This window comes from Actinomyces respiraculi (genome assembly GCF_014595995.2).
Classification (GTDB): Bacteria; Actinomycetota; Actinomycetes; order Actinomycetales; family Actinomycetaceae; genus Actinomyces; species Actinomyces respiraculi.
On the sequence record NZ_CP063989.1, the window covers coordinates 1,102,560 to 1,120,494 of the forward strand.

Genomic DNA, 17,935 nt, shown 5'->3' on the forward strand with positions numbered 1-17,935 from the left:
GCGGCACCACCGCCCCAGCGGGGCGGTCGGCGTCGTCCTCGTGACACACGGACGTTCACGAAAGAGACACCACCGATGGCCCAGCCCGTACCCGCCGGCGACTCCTTCCACCCCCGGGGCTACCCCCTGCACCGCGACGGCGAGGGCGTGACCCCCTCGCCCTCCTTCCCCGCCCTGGAGGAGGAGGTGCTGGCCTACTGGAAGCAGGACCGCACCTTCGCCGAGTCCATCGCTCACCGTCCTGCCCACAACGCCGACGGCAGCTCCAACGAGTTCGTCTTCTACGACGGCCCGCCCTTCGCCAACGGTCTGCCCCACTACGGGCACCTGCTGACCGGCTACGTCAAGGACGCCGTCGGACGCTTCCAGACCCAGCTGGGCCGGCGCGTCGAGCGACGCTTCGGCTGGGACACCCACGGGCTGCCCGCCGAGCTCGAGGCCCAGCGCGAGCTCGGCATCGAGGACGTCAGCGAGATCACCCGGCCCGGGGGCCTGGGCATCCAGGCCTTCAACGACGCCTGCCGCACCAGCGTGCTGCGCTACACGCGCGAGTGGGAGGACTACGTCACCCGCCAGGCCCGCTGGGTCGACTTCGACAACGACTACAAGACCCTCAACCCCGACTACATGGAGTCGGTCATCTGGGCCTTCAAGAGCCTGTACGACAAGGGCCTGGCCTACCAGGGCTGGCGCGTGCTGCCCTACTGCTGGAACGACCAGACGCCCCTGAGCAACCACGAGCTCAAGATGGACGACGACGTCTACCAGGACCGCCAGGACAACACCGTCACCGTCGGCCTGCGCCTGGCCACGCGCTTGAGCGAGACCCCGGCCGCCGACGGAGGCGACCGTCCCGAGCTCGCCCTCATCTGGACCACCACCCCCTGGACGCTGCCCTCCAACTCGGCCGTCGCCGTCGGTCCCACGGTCGAATACAGCGTCGTGCGCGTGGCCGCCGACCTCGACTCCCCGCTCGCCGGCGAGGACGTCATCATCGCCAGCGACCTCGTGCCCGCCTACGCGCGTGAACTCGGCGAGGACCCCGAGGTCATTGCCACCCACACCGGAGCCGAGCTCGAGGGCGTCGCCTACCACCCGATCTACGACTATTACGACGACGACGCCCACCGGGCTGAGGGCGCCGCCCCCGGCCCCAGCGCCTGGACGATTCTGCTCGCCGACTACGTCACGACCACCGACGGCACCGGGCTGGTCCACCTGGCCCCCGCCTTCGGTGAGGACGACATGCTCATCTGCCAGGCCTACGGTGTGGGCACCGTCATCCCCGTCGACGAGGGCGGTGTCTTCACTTCCGAGGTACCCGACTACGCCGGCACCCAGATCTTCGACGCCAACAAGCAGATCGTCGTCGACCTGCGCGACGCCACCGGCCCCCTGGCCCGCCGTGATGCGGCCGTGCGCGCCGTCCTCGTGCGCCAGCAGTCCTACGTGCACAGCTACCCGCACTGCTGGCGCTGCCGCAAGCCGCTGATGTACAAGGCCGTCTCCTCCTGGTTCGTGCGCGTCACCGCCATCCGCGACCGCATGGTTGAGCTCAACCAGCAGATCACCTGGGCGCCCGAGCACGTCAAGGACGGCATCTTCGGCAACTGGCTCGCCGGCGCCCGCGACTGGTCCATCTCGCGCAACCGCTTCTGGGGCGCCCCCATCCCCGTGTGGGTCAGCGACAACCCCGAGTACCCGCGCACCGACGTCTACGGCTCCTTCGCTGAGCTCGAGGCGGACTTCGGCGTCAAGGTCGAGGACCTGCACCGCCCCTTCATCGACACCCTCGTGCGCCCCAACCCGGACGACCCCACGGGCCAGTCGATGATGCGCCGCATCCCCGACGTCCTCGACTGCTGGTTCGAGTCCGGCTCCATGCCCTTCGCCCAGGTGCACTACCCCTTCGAGAACGTCGACTGGTTCGAGTCCCACAACCCCGGCGACTTCGTCGTTGAGTACATCGGCCAGACCCGCGGCTGGTTCTACACCCTGCACGTGCTGGCCACCGCCCTGTTCGACCGGCCCGCCTTCACCTCCGCCATCTCCCACGGCATCCTCCTGGGCGATGACGGGGCCAAGATGAGCAAGTCCCTGCGCAACTACCCGGACGTCACCATGGTCTTCAACCGTGACGGCGCCGACGCCATGCGCTGGTTCCTGCTCGCCTCGCCCGTCGTGCGCGGCGGCAACCTCGCCGTCACCGACCGGGCGATCCGCGACACCGTCCGCCAGGTCCTCCTGCCCTTGTGGAACACCTGGTACTTCTTCGCGCTTTACGCCGGCCGGGCCGAGGGCGGTGCGGGCTACGTCACCTCGGGTGTCGACCTCGACGACGCCTCCCTGTTCGGTGCGCGCGGGAGCCTGGCCGTCATGGACCGCTACGTGCTGGCCCGCGTCAAGGACCTGGCGACGACGGTGGGCGCCCAGATGTGCGCCTACGACATCACCGGGGCGACCGCCACCATCCGCGAGTTCATCGACGTGCTGACCAACTGGTACCTGCGCACCTCGCGCACGCGCTTCACCAGCGACGACGTCGCCGTGTCCCGCCCGGCCTTCGACACCCTGGCCACCGTGTTGCGCGTGCTCGCCGAGGTCATGGCCCCGCTTGCCCCGCTTGTGAGCGAGGAGATCTGGCGCGGCCTGACCGGTGGACGCTCGGTGCACCTGACCGACTGGCCGGTGCTGCCCGCGCACGTGGCCGACGCCGGCCTCGTGACCGCGATGGACGAGGCCCGCGCCGCCGTCTCGGCGACGCTCAGCCTGCGCAAGGCCGAGAGGCTGCGCGTGCGCCAGCCGCTGCGCACCCTGACGGTCGCCACCGCGGACCCGGCCGGCCTGGCCCCCTTCCGCGCCCTCATCGGCGAGGAGGTCAACGTCAAGGAGGTGCGCGTCCTGGACGCCGCGACCGCCGGTTACGAGGTGCACGAGGAGCTGACTCTCAACCCGCGCGCCTTCACTCCCGAGGTCCGCAAGATGACGAGCCGGCTCTTCGCCGCCGTCAAGGAGGGGGAGTGGACCCTCACCGAGGACGGGGACGTGCGTTTCGACTCCGTGCTGCTCGACGGCGTGCCCGTGGTTCTCGAGGCCGAGGACTCGGCCTTCACCCTCACCAGCCGCATCGACGTCGACGACGACGCCCTGTCCGCCGCGATGCTGCCCTCGGGCGCCTTCGTGGTGCTCGACACGGCACTGGACGAGGCGCTTGAGGCCGAGGGTTGGGCCCGTGACCTCATCCGCCTCATCCAGGACGAGCGCAAGGCCTCCGGCCTGACGATCGGCGAGCCGGGCGTTGTGACCCTCACGGTCCCGGCGGAGCGCCAGGCCTGGACCGGGGCGCACCTGAGCCTCATCGCCTCCGAGACGATCTGCTCCGTGCAGGTCGTGGTGGGCCCGGGCGAGCCGAGCGCGGTGGTGACCCGGCCCTGACCCCCGCCGCCGAGCTCCTCGGGTTGTGCTCGAACCTACGGTGTTGTGCCGTTGTGATGTCTTAGGGCATCGGTGACAGTTCGGGTGTTTGTGGGGTGACACTTCTGGTGGTGTCGGGGATGGTCTTCTCCGGCCGGCCGGCCGCCCACCGGGGCCGTGGCAGTTGCCGGCCTTCAGGCCCTGGTGCTGCCGCCAGCTCGTTGTCCCACGGGTGTGGACGGGCCCGGGCCGCCGGTCGTGCGCGCCGTTGGTGTCGACGCGGTGGGTATGGACCGGGGATGGCGTTGACGCCCTGGCCCGGAGGCGCGCGATCATGCCGTACTCCTCCCGGCGGGTCGGGCGTCCAGGCTGGTCATGTCCGCGCCGTGGACACCCGCGGGGCCAGGGCGCGGTCGCGAGCAGGCCATGAGCCCGCCCTGCGCGCCGTGGGCTCTCCTGGTGCCAGGGGCTCGGTCGCCTCGTGCCCTGCCCCCGTCGCCGTGCGGGTGTGGACGGGCCCGGGCCGCCGCTCGCGCGCTGCCCGTGACCACACTGCGAACACGGGCGTCAGCTCCCCGACGGCACCCCGGCTCATGGCCTGACGTCATGGTCTTCAGGGCAGGGGCCTGGACGGCGCACGCCGAGCCCTTCCACCTCGTCCCTCCACCTTCCATCTCGTCCCTCAGCCCTCCATCTCGTCCCTCTACCTTCCATCTCGTTCGTCGGTCTTCCATCTCGTTCGTTCACGCAACGAGATCAACGTGTGAGGAGCGAGGTCGACGTGCGAGGGACGAGATCAGGACCTGGGCAACGAGATCGACGTGCCAGGAACGAGCCTCAGCCCTCCATCTCGTCCCTCTACCTTCCATCTCGTTCGTCGGCCTTCCATCTCGTTCGTTCACGCAACGAGATCAACGTGTGAGGAGCGAGGTCGACGTGCGAGGGACGAGAGCAGGACCTGGGCAACGAGGTCGACGCCGGTCGTCGTCGGGTCCTCCGGGCGCTGTGACCAGACGCGCCCATCCTGGCGCGTGCTCGTGGCCTCTCGGCGGGCGCGCGGCGCGCTGCCACCCTCCAGCTGCTCGGTGACAGTTCTGTGTCAGGACGTCGGTGACACCTGGGGTGTCTGCGTAGGTGACACGTCCGGGTGGCCTCAGGGGGCGGTCTCCTCCGGCTTCCGGCCCACTGGGCCCGTGGCAGTCGCCGGCCTGAAGGCCCTGGCGCTGCCACCAGCTCGTCGTCCCACCGGGCTCGTACGGGCCCGGGCCGCCGCTCGCGCACCGCCGGTGTCCACACGGCGGACATCAACCGAGGCCGCCGTCGACACCCCAGCCCACAGGCGCGCGATCACCCCGTACTCCTCCCGGCGGGTCGAGCGTGTGGGCCGGTCATGTCCGCCGCGTGGACACTCAGCGCCGCCCTCCTCGTGGCCCTGACCGGACGGGCCGCCCATGTCCACCGCGTGGACACTCCTGGCGCCAGGGCACTGCCCCCTCGGGCCCACCAGCACCCCACACGTGTCAAGAGTCGGGCCAGACGGCGAGGTCCTGGCCCAGCACACCTGGCCCGAACCCGCCACCGAGTACGTGTCCACCCACGCCCCCCAAAAACACGGCGCGGCAAACACCAACGCCGACGTGACAACAACCCCCACGTGTCGCCAATGTCCTGAGACATCACAACGACACAACACCGTACGTTCGAGCGCAAACCGAGAAGTTGGGGGACGGTGGTTGAGGGGCTGGCGGATGCGGGCAGCTGCGGGGGTGGACGTGGATAGACGTCGGTATACTCCTCGCACAATTAAGCGAATAGAGACGACGATGTCCAACCGAGTGCTGCTGTGCGTCGACCGGCCCGAGCGCGACGACCAACCGGAGCCACCGATCCTCGTGGGGATCACCGATTTCTCCACCTTCAATCCCCTACCTGTTCGAGGTCGCCTGCAGCCGTGACCCGCGCCCGGTCTTCCCCGGCTCCGAGGGGCGCTGGCGGGATGAGAACGGAGAGCTCGACGTCACCATTGAGGCCGATTTCGAGTTGGGCAAGGCCGAGCTGTTGCGGTTCCTCCGCATGCTGGAGGAGCGGCTGGGGCGCGTTGTCGTGGTGCCGCCGGAGCTCGACATGCAGCAGGTCCGTGCACAGATCATCCAGACGCGGCAGGTGCTGGCCTCGCCACGGCTCGCGGGCTGCACGCGCTTCGGCCTGGACGCCATCGAGGTCTTCGGCCTGGAGCTGGAAGAGGGTGAGGATGAGGAGAAGGGCTTGATCAACCTGGCTGAGGAGGAGCTTGAGAACACTAGGGACATGTGGAAGAACAACGTCTACCAGCTCGAGGACCTGTTGCCGGACTGGTCCCTGGGACTCTCGCCCGCCCCCGCACCCGACGCCCTTAACAGGTGGGGCGATACTCTGCTCGATCTGCCCAGGCAGCAGTGGGCCACGCTTGGCCTCGAAGCCCTGGCGGTAGCGCGCGTCTGAAGAGCCGCTCGTCGTGGACGCCGCCCACCCCCGGTCACGCCAGTGCACGACGTCCTCGCCCGTCATGGCGCGCGTGCGCGCGCTCCCGGCCCCGGCACCCCTGTGAGCGATGCGATGGCCTGCGTCGCCGTCGCCGTGCTCCGAGGGCGGCGGCGTCGTTAGGCTGTGGGGCGGTCTACCGACAGGGGAGCAGCAGATGAGCAGCGCACACACGCACGACGACGGGCACACCCACCGCGGGGCGGCCTTCGGCATCCCCGAGGGGGCCACCGAGGAGGAGATCGTCGACGCCGTCTTCGGCGACGGCCTGCACGAGGGGGGCCTGACGGCCCTGCGCCGCGAGGCCACGGGCACCGAGGGCGTGGACCCCGAGCTCCTGCCCTACATCCAGGCCGCGGGCGCACCCGACCTGTCCGTCACCGACGTGCGCGACGCCGAGGACGACGACGCCGAGCGCCAGGCCGCACAGGAGGCTGAGGACCTTCAGGCCCTGCGCGAGCTCGTCGCCCACAACATGATCGGCGCCGACAACCTCGACGCGCTCGACGCCCTGCTCGCCGAGGTTGACGAGGACGACTCCGACGACTGGGAGCAGTGGGAGAGCGTCCTACCGGACTCGCCTGACGAGCAGGAGGCACACCGCGCCTCGCTGCTGGACGCCGCCCGTGGCGTCGAGGTCTCCGCCCGTATGCGCCAGGTTGAGGCCGAGATCCTGGCGCGTGCACCCGAGCACAAGGTCCAGCCCTCCCTGTCCCGGGTCGAGGCGGTCCTCGATATCCTCGGCCACCCCGAGCGCAGCTACCGGGTCGTCCACGTCACCGGCACCAACGGCAAGACCTCCACCGCCCGCATGACCGAGCGCCTCCTGGCTGCCACGGGCATGCGCACCGGGCGCTTCACCAGCCCCCATCTGGCCACGATCCGCGAGCGCATCAGCCTCGACGGCGAGCCCATCAGTGAGGAGGGCTTCATCGCCGCCTGGCAGGACGTCGAGCCCTATGTGCGCATGGTCGACGAGCGCTCGGTGGCCCAGGGCGGGCCCCGCATGAGCTTCTTCGAGGTCCTGACGGTCGTGGCTCTGGCCGTCTTCGCCGACCACCCGGTGGACGTCGCGATCATTGAGGTCGGCATGGGGGGCACCTGGGACTCCACGAACGTCGTCGACTCCGACGTCGAGATCATCACGCCCATCGGGCTGGACCACAGCGCCTGGCTGGGCGGCACCCTTGGCGAGGTCGCCCAGAACAAGGCCGGCATCATCAAGGACGGCGCCACGCTCGTCACCGCCCTGCAGCCGGAGGAGGCTGAGGAGGTCATTGCTGCCGCGGCCGCTGAGCACGGCGTCGTGTGGCGCCGCGAGCTCGACCCGGAGGAGGACCCCGAGGCCCCCGGTGCGGGCACGCTGCGGGTGCTCGACCGCACGCTGGCCGTCGGCGGGCAGATGGTGAGCCTGGCGACCTCCGCCGCCGTCTACGAGGACGTCTTCATCCCCCTTCACGGTGACTACCAGGCGCGCAACGCGCTGCTGGCCCTGGCGGCCGCCGAGGCCGTCTTCGCTGGCAGGGCCCTGCCCGCCAAGGTGGTCGAGGACGGTTTCGCCTCGGTCACGAGCCCGGGACGGCTGGAAGTGCTGCGCTCCTCGCCGACGGTCCTGGTTGACGCCGCCCACAACCCGCACGGGGTCAGTGCCCTCGTGCCGGCGGTCGAGGAGGCCTTCGGCTTTGAGCACCTCGTGGCCGTCTTGGGCATCATGGCGGACAAGGACGCCGAGGGCGTGCTGTCCGTGCTCGAGCCGGCGACGGATGCGGTGGTGGTCGTCCCGGTCGACTCCCCGCGGGCGATGGACGTCGAGGACCTGGCGGTGGTGGCGCGGGAGGTCTACGGCGAAGACCGGGTGATCGTCGCGGAGGACCTGGCCTCCGGCATCGAGCAGGCGGCCAGGCTCTCGGAGGGCTCCGGGGCGCCCCTGACGGCCTCCGGGGTGCTTGTGCTGGGCTCGGTGGTGCTTGCCGCTGAGGCGCGCGCGCTCTTCGGCCGGTCCTGACTCGGTCCTGACCGGGGCGCGTCTGACCGGGCCCCGCCGGGGCCGGGCGTGGAACAATGGGCCCAGCCGCGTGTGGTGAGCGCCACCCTGTCACCGTTGAAGGAAGCACGATGCCTCTTGACGCCTCCTGGGCCGAGTCCTGGATCCGCCTGTCCGCACAGTCCGTCGCCGAGCACCGCGAGGAGCTCACCGCCCTCGACACCGCCATTGGCGACGGCGACCACGGCTCCAACCTCGACCGCGGCATGTGCGCCGCCGTCGCCGCCCTGGATGACGCCGACGAGCTGCCCACTCCAGGGGCCGTCCTCAAGCTCACCGCGACGACCCTCATCTCGACGGTCGGCGGGGCAGCCGGCCCTCTCATCGGCACTGCCTTCCTGCGTGCGGCCCGCGAGGCCGATGCGCCCGTGCTCGACGCGCCGGGCACCGCCCGGATGGTGGCCGCCGCTTCCGAGGGTGTCCACGCCCGCGGGCATGCCGAGACGGGGGACAAGACCATGGCGGATGCCTGGGCCGCTGCCGCTCGCGCCGCCCAGGCGGCCGTGACACGGGTGGGCCAGTCCGAGGACGCTCCCGCCGTCGTCCTCGAGGCGGCCGCGCTGGCCGCCGCCGAAGGGGCCAGGGCCACCGAGCCCATGAAGGCGCGCCGGGGACGAGCCTCCTACCTGGGTGAGCGCTCGTGCGGGTACCGCGACCCGGGGGCCGTGTCCACCGCCCTCATCCTGGAAGCCGCTGCCCAGACCGCCCGGCAGGCCTGTGAGGTGAGGGGCTGAGATGGTGACCGTCCAGCCGTCCCGCGCCGAGCACCCCGGCTCCTCTCGCACCGATGGAGGGGCCGTGGCGCCCGGAGCGTCGCCGTTCGGTGACAGCTGTCACCGCCCTGACAGTGTCCATAGTGTCCACAGTGTCTTCAATGTCCTCAGGTGTCCGACGACGTCCACCACCCGCATCCCTGGAGAGAGCCATGAGCACCACCGCACCCGAGTCCACCACCCCGCCTGCGCCCAGCGACAGGATCCTCATCCTGCTCAAGCCCGACGCCGTCGAGCGGCGCCTGACCGGTGAGGTCCTGCGCCGCATCGAGGCCAAGGGCTACGAGGTCACCGCCCTGCGGATGTTGACGGCCGACCCCCGGACGCTGGCAGAGCACTACAGCGAGCACGTGAGCAAGCCCTTCTACCCCAGCATCGTGCAGTACATGACCCGAGGCCCGGTTATCGCGGCCGTTGTGGAGGGTGAGCGCGTGGTCGAGGGCGTGCGCTCCCTCATGGGGACGACCGAGCCGACGACCGCCGCCCCGGGAACGATCCGGGGTGACCTGGGACGCGCGTGGGAGGGACCGGCCATGGAGAACCTTGTCCACGGCTCCGACTCCCCGGCCTCGGCCGAGCGGGAGATCGCCATCTGGTTCCCCGAGCTCGCCGCTGCGGCCTCCTGAACCGGGCCCGGGCCGCCTGGCCAGGGGCCCGGGCCCGGGTGCAGGCCGTGGCCTCACGCGGCTGCCCTGACCGGGATGTCGTCCATACATGAGCCGGCGGCGAGGACTGTGATGTCCTCGCCGCCGGCTCATGGCGTCATGGCGCCGGCGTCACGCCTCTCGGCGACGCGCTGCCAGGAAGGCGCTGCCTCCGGTGAGGATCGCCAGGCTCAGACCGATGAGGGTCATTGTCTCGGCGCCGGTACGGGCCAGGCCCGGGCCGCCGGCGCCTGAGCCTCCACCGAGGTCCCCGCCACCCACGGCGCCCCCGCCCACGGGCGGGCGAGCCGCACCCGAGGTTGTGGCACTGGGCGTGGCGCTCGGGTTACCGGTGGCACTGGGCGTGGCGCTCGGGTTACCGGTGGCACTGGGGACGCCGGCGCTGCCCGCCGTCGTCGTGCTGCCGGGGGTGGCCGCACCCATGGGCTGGTCACTAGAGGCGCTGGTGGGCTCGGCGTCGGCCGTGCTGCTGGGCGCGGGTGCACCCGTGGGCAGGTCGCTGGGGGCGGCGGTGGGCTCGGTGGCGGTGCCCGCCGTCGCCGTGCTGCTGGGCGTAGCAGACGGCGTCGGCTCCGGGGCGGTCTCGCCCACGACCCACGTGTACGTGGCCGGCTGGGAGGTCACGGTCTGGCCGGTCTCGCTGGAGACACCTGTGGCCCGCACGGTCATGGTGTACGTGCCCGGCTTCTCGAAGAGCCAGTTGGTGTGCACGTGGCTGGGGCTGCTCATACGGATGACCTCGCTGTCGTTGAGCTCGTACGAGCCGGAGACCAGCTGGGAGCTCAGGCCACGCCGGGCGGTGGAGAACAGGAAGACGCGGCCGGGGCCGGTGACGTCCACGAACTGGAGGTCGACGGCGGGGAACTCCGGCTCAGCCGAGAAGCTGTCCCAGCCGGGGAAGGGGGCCTCCTGCTGGTTCTGGCCGCTCTCGGGCAGGAAGTAGCCCGAGGACACGAGCGTAGAGGCCACCTGGCCGCTGAAGTCGCGGCGCATGTTCTCGCCGACGACGACAGTGACGTCCTCGGGCTGGCGGACCACCATCTTGCCGGTGGACTCGTCCTTGGCGGCCATGACGAGCGCGCCGTTGTGGGCGACGACACTGAAGAGGTCAACGTGGCCCTGCGTGAGGCGGTAGGGCTCGTTGGTGTCGAAGACGCTCGCGGAGGGCGCCGAAGGCCCAGCGGTGGGGCTGGTGCCCGGCTGGGTGCTGGGGGCCGTGCTGGGCTCGACAGCGGGCGGAGTGGTCGGCTCGGGGGTGGTGCTCGGCTCGGTGCTCGGCTGGGCGGGTGCCGAGCCGCGCGTGTCCTGCTCGTTGCGCTCGACGCGGAAGGTCACGGTGAAGGGCTTGGAGGTGACCTCCTGGCCGTCGGCCTTCGTACCCACCGCGTGGCCGGTCAGCTGGTACTCGCCGGCGTGGGTGAAGAACCAGTGGGCGTGCGTGTGGCCGAGGATGGGCAGGCTGGCGCCGGGGATGACGTCGTAAGTTCCGTCGGCAAGGAAGGCGGCTCTCGCTCCGTTCTCCTCGCCCTCCTCATCGAGCGGCGAGTTGCCGACGATCAGCGCCCGGCCCGGGCCGGTCACCTGCGTGAAGTCCACGCGCAGGGACTCGAAGACGTCGTGGAAGCCGGGGGCGCTCCAGCCGGGCTCAAACCAGCCGTTCTCCAGGGCGACGCTGGAGTATCCCTCTGCGGGCCCGTCGAAGGGGCCCATGAGTTCGTGCTCGGCGGAGTAGGTGGAGGCCTGGATGCGGAAGACGGTGTCGTCGGGGGTGTAGTAGTCGCGGACGTTGGCGACCAGGACTTCGGGGACGCCGTCCTTGATGACAACGTAGAAGGCGTCGGTGTGCCCGCGCTCCAGGACGATCCTGCTGTCCGCGCGGGCCGCGGGCACTGTCACGCAGACGATGAGCGCCAGCAGAGCGGTGAGAACGGCCAGTGGCCGTGTGAGGGTTGCTGTTCGCATATCGGTCTTTCCAGCCGGGTACGGCGCAGGCCGGGCGGGGCCCTGCGCGGCCTGGAGCGGGGATGCTCCTGGTCCGTCGGCATACTATCGATAATGAGAAGCGATACCAAATAAGGGTCGTGGGGCTGCCACGTTGGCCGTCTCGCCGCGGGGTTGTCGATGTACGGGCGCTAGGCTGCGCCGCGTGAGCGAGACAACCGGGCTCCAGCAGCTGACCGAGCGGCCCGACGCCCGGCAGCTGAGCGAACAGCCCGGGCTTCGGCAGCGCGGGCCCCGCCGTCGGCCCCTGCTCGGACGCAGCGCCCTCGCCCTGTCCGCCTTCATCGCGCTGACGACCCTTGCCGAGCTCATCGAGATCCCCGGCCTGTCCTACTCGCTCATGCTCGGCACGTGGGGCCTGGGCATCCTCGTCGGCCTCTGCCTGCTGACCCTCCTCTCCCTCGCCGTCGCCCTCCACTCCTACCGCGCTGACCAGGCCGGCCGTGCCCGCATGACCCCCGGCACCCGGCTGCGCGTCGCCACCGCCGCACTGCTCGTCCTGGCCACCGCCGTCACCGGGGGCATCGGCACCGCCCAGCTCTCCTACGTCACCGCCCAGGGCACCGACGTCGACATCCTCGCCCTGACCGGTATCGGCCAGGCCGGCTCCGCCCCCGACCTCGAGCCCGTCGTCCTCAACGACACCGAGACCGGCCAGCTCCTGCGCGCCGGCATCTGGTACCCCCGCGATGTCGACGGCCAGCGCCTCACCGCTCAGGAGGTGCGCGCGGCCCACCCCGACGGCGTGCCCGTCATCGTCCTCATCCACGGCGGCGGATGGTCCAACGGCAACCGGCTCAACCCCATGACCCGCGGCCAGGCCGACTGGTTCGCCCGCCAGGGCTACCTCGCCGTCGCCCTCGACTACCCCCTGTCCACCACCGACCAGCCCACCTGGCAGCTCGCCGAGTCCCGCACCGCCTGCGGGCTGGCCTGGGTCGGCGCGCACGCCACCGAGCACGGGGGCGACGCCAGGCGCCTCGCCCTCGTCGGCGACTCCGCCGGAGGCCACCTCGCCCTCAACCTCACCTACCGCCAGGCGCTCGGGACCCTGCCCACCTACCCCACGGACTGCGGGGGCCAGGTCCCCGACATTGGTGCCGTCCTCACCGAGTACCCCATCGCGGACCCCGTCGGCTTCCACGACAACCCCGACCTCGTCATGGGCCCCTTCGTCTCCGAGCGCGCCGAGCGCTACACCGGCGGCGCCCCCGCCGAGGTCCCCGAACGCTACGAGGCCATCGACCCCGTCCGCCTCCTCAGGCAGGTGGCCGACGCCGGGCAGGCAGCGGGCCTGCCACCCACTCTCATCGTTGCCGGTGAGCGCGACCACGTCGTCCCCGTGGGAGGGGCGCGCGCACTGGACGCCCTGCTGAGCGAGGTCGGCACCGAGCACGAGACCCACATCGTGCCGTTCACGGACCACGTCTTCGATCTCAACCCCGGTTCGGCCGTCTCCCAGATGTGGCGCGACCGGGCCCTGGCCATCCTCAAGGAGACCGGGCTGGGGGTGTGACTGGGCACTGCCACCCCTTCCAGTGGGCGCCCGGCGGCGTGCGGCGGCTATCGTGAGCCCGTGCACCTCAAAACGTTGACGATCAAGGGCTTCAAGTCCTTCGCCTCGTCGACGACCCTGCGCCTGGAGCCCGGCATCACCGCCGTCGTCGGACCGAACGGCTCGGGCAAGTCCAACGTCGTCGACGCCCTCACCTGGGTCATGGGCGAGCAGGGTGCCAAGAGCCTGCGCGGCGGCACCATGGCGGACGTCATCTTCGCCGGGGCAGGCTCTCGCCCCGCCCTGGGCCGCGCCGAAGTCTCCCTCACCATCGACAACACCGACGGCGCCCTGCCCATCGACTACACCGAGGTCACCCTCACCCGCACCCTCTTCCGCGGTGGCGGCTCCGAGTACCAGATCAACGGCAGCCCCTGCCGCCTGCTCGACGTCCAAGAGCTTCTCAGCGACACCGGCCTGGGCCGCCAGATGCACGTCATCGTCGGCCAGGGCCAGCTCGACGCCGTCCTGACCGCCACCCCCGAGGAGCGCCGCGGCTTCATCGAGGAGGCCGCCGGCGTCCTCAAGCACCGGCGCCGCAAGGAGCGCGCCCTGCGCAAGCTCGACTCCATGGCCGCGGACCTCACACGTCTGACCGACCTCACCACCGAGCTGCGTCGCCAGCTCGGGCCCCTGGCCCGCCAGGCCGCCGTCGCCCGCCGGGCGCGCTCCATCCAGGCCGAGGTCCGTGACGCCACCGCCCGCCTGCTGGCCGACGACGTCGTCCAGACCCAGTCCCTGCTCGAGGCCGGCCAGGAGGACCAGGCCCTGCTCAAGCGCCGCCGCGAGACCGCCGAGGAGGGCGAGCGCGTCGCCCGCGCCCAGCTGGCCGAGCTCGCCGCGGCCGAGGCCACCAGCGGCCAACGCCTGGCCCGTGCCACCGGCGTGTGGGAGGAGCTGACCGGCACCGCCCAGTCCTTCTCCGCGCTGGCCGACGTCGCCGCCGAGCGCGTGCGTGGCCTGGCCGGCATGCCCCGCCCCTCCCAGGGCACCGACCCCGAGGAGCTCGAGCGCCGCGCCGAGGCGGCGGCCGCCGAGGAGGACGCGCTGGCCGACGCCATCGAAGCCGCCCGCAGTGCCCTGGCTGACGCCACCCGCGCCCGCGCCGACGCCGAGGCCGACGAGACCCTGCATGAGCGCGCCGTCACCAGCCTCGCCCAGCAGCAGGCCGAGCGGCGCGAGCAGCTCGCCCGGGCAGGCGGGCGCGTCGCCTCCGCCCGCTCGCGCCACGAGGCGGCGCTCGCCGCCCTCGAGCAGGCGCGCACCGCCCTTGTCGCCGCCCAGGAGCGGGCCGGTGCCGCCCGCCTCGCGCTCGTCGAGCACACGGGCGAGGCCATCGAGACCGGGCAGGAGGACGTCGAGCCGTCCACGAGTGCCCCGTCACCCGCCGTCGGGACGGCAACGGGAGAGCCGACGGCGCAGGAGAGTGCCGCCCGGGCACACGAGGCCGCCACCGCTGATCTCGCGCGCGCCCGCGAGGCCGTCTCCGCCGCCACCGACGCCCGCCGTGAGGCGGCCGCCGAGGTCGCCTCGTGGACCTCACGCCGTGACGCCCTTGCCCTGTCGCTGCAGACCCAGGACGGCACGGCCGAGCTCGCCGCCTCCGGCCTCGACGGCGTTCTCGGCCCGCTGGCCGAGGAACTCGGCGTCGAGCGCGGGTGGGAGAACGCCGTGGCCGCCCTCATGGGCGACAGCGCTGGGGCCGCGCTCGTCACCGACGACGCCGCCGCCCTGCGTGCCCTCAGACACGTGCACGAGGCCGACTCCGGCTCCCTCAGGCTCGCGGTCCAGGAGGTTGCCGCCGTGCCCGGGGCGGTCGATGCTGCCGGGGCTGCCCGCGAGTCCGACGACGCGCACGACGCCGGGGCACGCCGCGCCCTCGACCTGGTGCGCGCCCGGAGCCTCGACCTTGACGCCCTGCTCACCACCCTCCTGGCCGATGCCTGGGTGGCCGAGGACCTTGAGGCCGCCGCCGCCCTGCGCGAGCGCCGCCCGGACGCCGTCGTCGCCACACGCGACGGGGCTGTTCTCGCACCCGGGCGGGCCTCCTCAGCCGGGCGCGGTAGCGCCAGCGTGCTCGAGCTCGTCGCCGCCCACGAGGAGGCGGCCCACCGGGCCGAGGCCGCCGCCAAGGCGGAGGCCGCCGCGGGCCAGGCGCTGACGCGGGCCCGGACGGAAGAGGACCTGGCCCGGCACCGCGTGAGTGAGGCCCTGACGGCGCTGCGCACCGCCGACGCGGCAGCGGCCCGCGTCGCCGAGGAGACCGCGCGCCTGACCTCGGCCGTGCGCGCCGCCGACGACGAGGCCGGTCGCGCCCAGCGCGTCCTTGAGCGGGCTGAGACCGAGGCCTCCCAGCGTACGACGGAGCTCACCTCCGCCACCGCGGCCCTGGCCGAGATCGAGGCGGCGCCCGCCGGGGAGGGCGAGAGCGACACCGAGGACCTTCAGACCCGCCTCGAGACCGCCAGGCGCGAGCGCGAGGCCGCCCTCGCCACCGCCCGCACCGCTCGCGCCACCGAGACCGAGGCCCGCCTGGCCCTGCGCACCGCCGAGGAGCGTGAACGCTCCGGACGCGGACGTGCGGACTCCCTGCGCTCGGCCGCCCGGCGCGAGCGCGAGGCACGTGCCGCCGCCGAGCGGGCAGAGGCCCGCCGGGCCGCCCAGCTCGCCGCCGCCACCCATGTGCGCGACCACGCCCGCCTGGCTGCCGACGCCTGCCGCCAGTGGGTCGCCGAGGCCCAGGCAGTGCGCGCGGCCCTCGAGCAGGAGCGCGCCGAGTCCCTGGCGGCCACGACGCGCGTCCGTGAGGAGATCGACCGCGTCACCACCGAGCTGTCCCAACTGACCGACGCGGCCCACCGCGACGAGGTGGCCAGGGCCGAGCAGCGCATGCGCCTGCAGGCGCTCGCGGACCGGGCCATGAGCGAGCTCGGTCTCGAGCTGGAGTCCCTCGTCGAGGAGTACGGGCCCCACATGCCCGTGCCCGACCTGAGCGAGGACAGTGAGGACAGTGAGGACAGTGAGGACGGCAAGGACCCTGAGAACGCTGAGGAACGCGAGGAGCGCCGGCCCGGGCGCCCCTACGTGCGCGCCGAGCAGGAGAAGCGCCTGGCCCGCGCCAACCGCGACCTCGCCCGCCTGGGACGCGTCAACCCCCTCGCCCTTGAGGAGCACGCCGCCCTGGAGCAGCGCCACCAGTTCCTCGCCGAGCAGCTCGCGGACCTCAGGCGCTCGCGGGCGGACCTGCTGAGCATCATTGAGGAGATCGACGCCCGCGTCCTGGAGGTCTTCACCAGCGCCTGGCAGGACACCGCCCGCGAGTTCGCCCTCGTCTTCGACCGGCTCTTCCCCGGCGGCGAGGGACGGCTCGTGCTCACCGACCCCGAGGACATGCTCACCACCGGCATCGAGATCGAGGCACGCCCGGCAGGCAAGAAGGTCAAGCGCCTGTCCCTGCTCTCCGGCGGCGAGCGCTCACTCGCGGCGGTGGCCCTGCTCATCGCGATCTTCCGGGCACGCCCCTCGCCCTTCTACGTCATGGACGAGGTCGAGGCCGCCCTGGACGACACGAACCTGGGACGCCTGCTGGAGATCTTCTCCGAGCTGCGCGAGACGAGCCAGCTCATTGTCATCACGCACCAGAAGCGCACGATGGAGGTGGCGGACGCCCTGTACGGCATCACGATGCGCGACGGCGTCACACAGGCGGTGAGCCAGCGCCTGGCCCGGCCGGAGTCGTGACGCGCAGGTTCCCGCGTCGGGCATGATGAGACCATGGAGTCCTTCACCTACATCGTTCTTGCCGTCCTGGCGGTCCTCGCGCTCATCGGCACCGGCGCCGTCGTGCTTGTGCGCCGCCGTCGCCCCGAGCTGCCCCCGGTGCCCGAGCGCGAGCAGATCACGGCCGCCGACGAGAGCCCCGAGAGCCCCGCGACTCCCGCGTCCCCCGAGCCCGCCCCCCACGAGATCCCCGAGTCCATTCCCGGGCGCATGCAGCGCCTGCGCGCCCGCCTGGCCGGCTCCGGCGGCTTCGGCCGGGCCGTGCTCTCGGTCCTGTCCCGCGGGGACCTCACCGAGGCCGACTGGGAGGAGATCGAGGACACCCTGCTGACCTCCGACCTCGGCCTGGAGGTCACCACCTCCCTCATGGAGGAGCTGCGCACCCAGGCGAAGGTCCTGGGCACCAGCGACCCCGAGGCGATCCGCGCCGTGCTGCGCGCCGAGCTCCTGCGCCTGGTCGACCCCACGATGGACCGCTCCCTCAACCTCACCAGGCCGGCCCCCACCGAGGGCTTCACCGGCGAGGGTGCCCCCGCGGCCGCCGTGCTCATGGTCGGGGTCAACGGCACTGGTAAGACCACCACCTGCGGCAAGCTCGCCCGCGTGCTCCTCGCCCAGGAGCACAGCGTCGTCATGGGCGCGGCGGACACCTTCCGTGCCGCCGCCGCCGAGCAGCTGACCACGTGGGGTGAGCGCGTGGGGGTCGCCGTCGTGCGCTCCGAGAAGGAAGGGGCGGACCCGGCCTCCGTCGCCTTCGACGCCGCCCAGGAGGCCGCCGCCCAGGGCGTGGACGTCGTCCTGGTCGACACCGCCGGGCGCCTGCAGAACAAGGCCGGCCTTATGGACGAGCTCGGCAAGATCAAGCGCGTGATGGAGAAGATCGCCCCGGTGGGGGAGATCCTGCTCGTCCTGGACGCCACCACCGGCCAGAACGGCATGCGCCAGGCCCAGGTCTTCTCCGAGGCCGTGGGTGTCACGGGCATCGTCCTGACCAAGATGGACGGTACCGCCAAGGGCGGCATCGTCGTCTCCGTCCAGCGCGAGCTGGGCGTGCCGGTCAAGTTCGTTGGCCTGGGGGAGGGCGCGGACGACCTCGCCCCCTTCGACCCCGAGGGTTTCGTCGACGCGTTGCTCGCCTGAGCCCGCTCCTGTGCCCACGGCCGAGCCCGCCGCCTGAGCCCGG

At 72.1% G+C, this 17,935-nt stretch carries 9 protein-coding genes; 8 read left to right on the forward strand and 1 reads right to left on the reverse strand.

The features are described from left to right. Positions 1–75: 75 nt before the first annotated feature. The 5 genes from ileS (at position 76) to ndk (ending at position 9,377) form a co-directional block, all read left to right on the forward strand. Positions 76–3,435 (forward strand): isoleucine--tRNA ligase, encoded by a 3,360-nt coding sequence (gene ileS, locus ID810_RS04560; protein ID WP_166855440.1) that lies wholly within the window; start codon positions 76–78, stop codon positions 3,433–3,435. Between the two features lie 2,037 nt (positions 3,436–5,472). After that, positions 5,473–5,895 (forward strand): hypothetical protein, encoded by a 423-nt coding sequence (locus tag ID810_RS04565; RefSeq protein WP_166855438.1) that lies wholly within the window; start codon positions 5,473–5,475, stop codon positions 5,893–5,895. Positions 5,896–6,091: 196 nt separating this feature from the next. Further along, entirely contained in the window at positions 6,092–7,939 is a 1,848-nt protein-coding gene (locus ID810_RS04570) for a bifunctional folylpolyglutamate synthase/dihydrofolate synthase (protein WP_166855436.1), read from the forward strand. A gap of 110 nt (positions 7,940–8,049) precedes the next feature. Next, on the forward strand, positions 8,050–8,712 hold the full coding sequence (dhaL, locus tag ID810_RS04575; protein ID WP_166855434.1) for a dihydroxyacetone kinase subunit DhaL: 663 nt from the start codon (positions 8,050–8,052) through the stop codon (positions 8,710–8,712). Positions 8,713–8,903: 191 nt separating this feature from the next. Continuing rightward, the gene (gene ndk / locus ID810_RS04580) at positions 8,904–9,377 is read left to right on the forward strand and encodes a nucleoside-diphosphate kinase (protein WP_166855432.1); all 474 of its coding nucleotides are present in this window, start codon (positions 8,904–8,906) and stop codon (positions 9,375–9,377) included. Positions 9,378–9,527: 150 nt separating this feature from the next. Here the strand turns inward: ndk and ID810_RS04585 are convergent, their stop codons facing one another. After that, entirely contained in the window at positions 9,528–11,378 is a 1,851-nt protein-coding gene (locus tag ID810_RS04585; RefSeq protein ID WP_166855430.1) for a choice-of-anchor M domain-containing protein, read from the reverse strand. 184 nt (positions 11,379–11,562) lie between these two features. On the opposite strand from ID810_RS04585, the gene ID810_RS04590 reads away from it, so the two are divergent. From ID810_RS04590 to ftsY, 3 genes are read left to right on the forward strand one after another with little or no spacing between them, the layout of a single operon-like run. Beyond that, on the forward strand, positions 11,563–12,933 hold the full coding sequence (locus ID810_RS04590; RefSeq protein WP_166855429.1) for an alpha/beta hydrolase: 1,371 nt from the start codon (positions 11,563–11,565) through the stop codon (positions 12,931–12,933). A gap of 60 nt (positions 12,934–12,993) precedes the next feature. Continuing rightward, positions 12,994–16,713 (forward strand): chromosome segregation protein SMC, encoded by a 3,720-nt coding sequence (gene smc / locus ID810_RS04595; protein WP_166855427.1) that lies wholly within the window; start codon positions 12,994–12,996, stop codon positions 16,711–16,713. Between the two features lie 33 nt (positions 16,714–16,746). Further along, entirely contained in the window at positions 16,747–17,892 is a 1,146-nt protein-coding gene (gene ftsY, locus ID810_RS04600; protein ID WP_166855424.1) for a signal recognition particle-docking protein FtsY, read from the forward strand. Positions 17,893–17,935 lie beyond the last annotated feature (43 nt).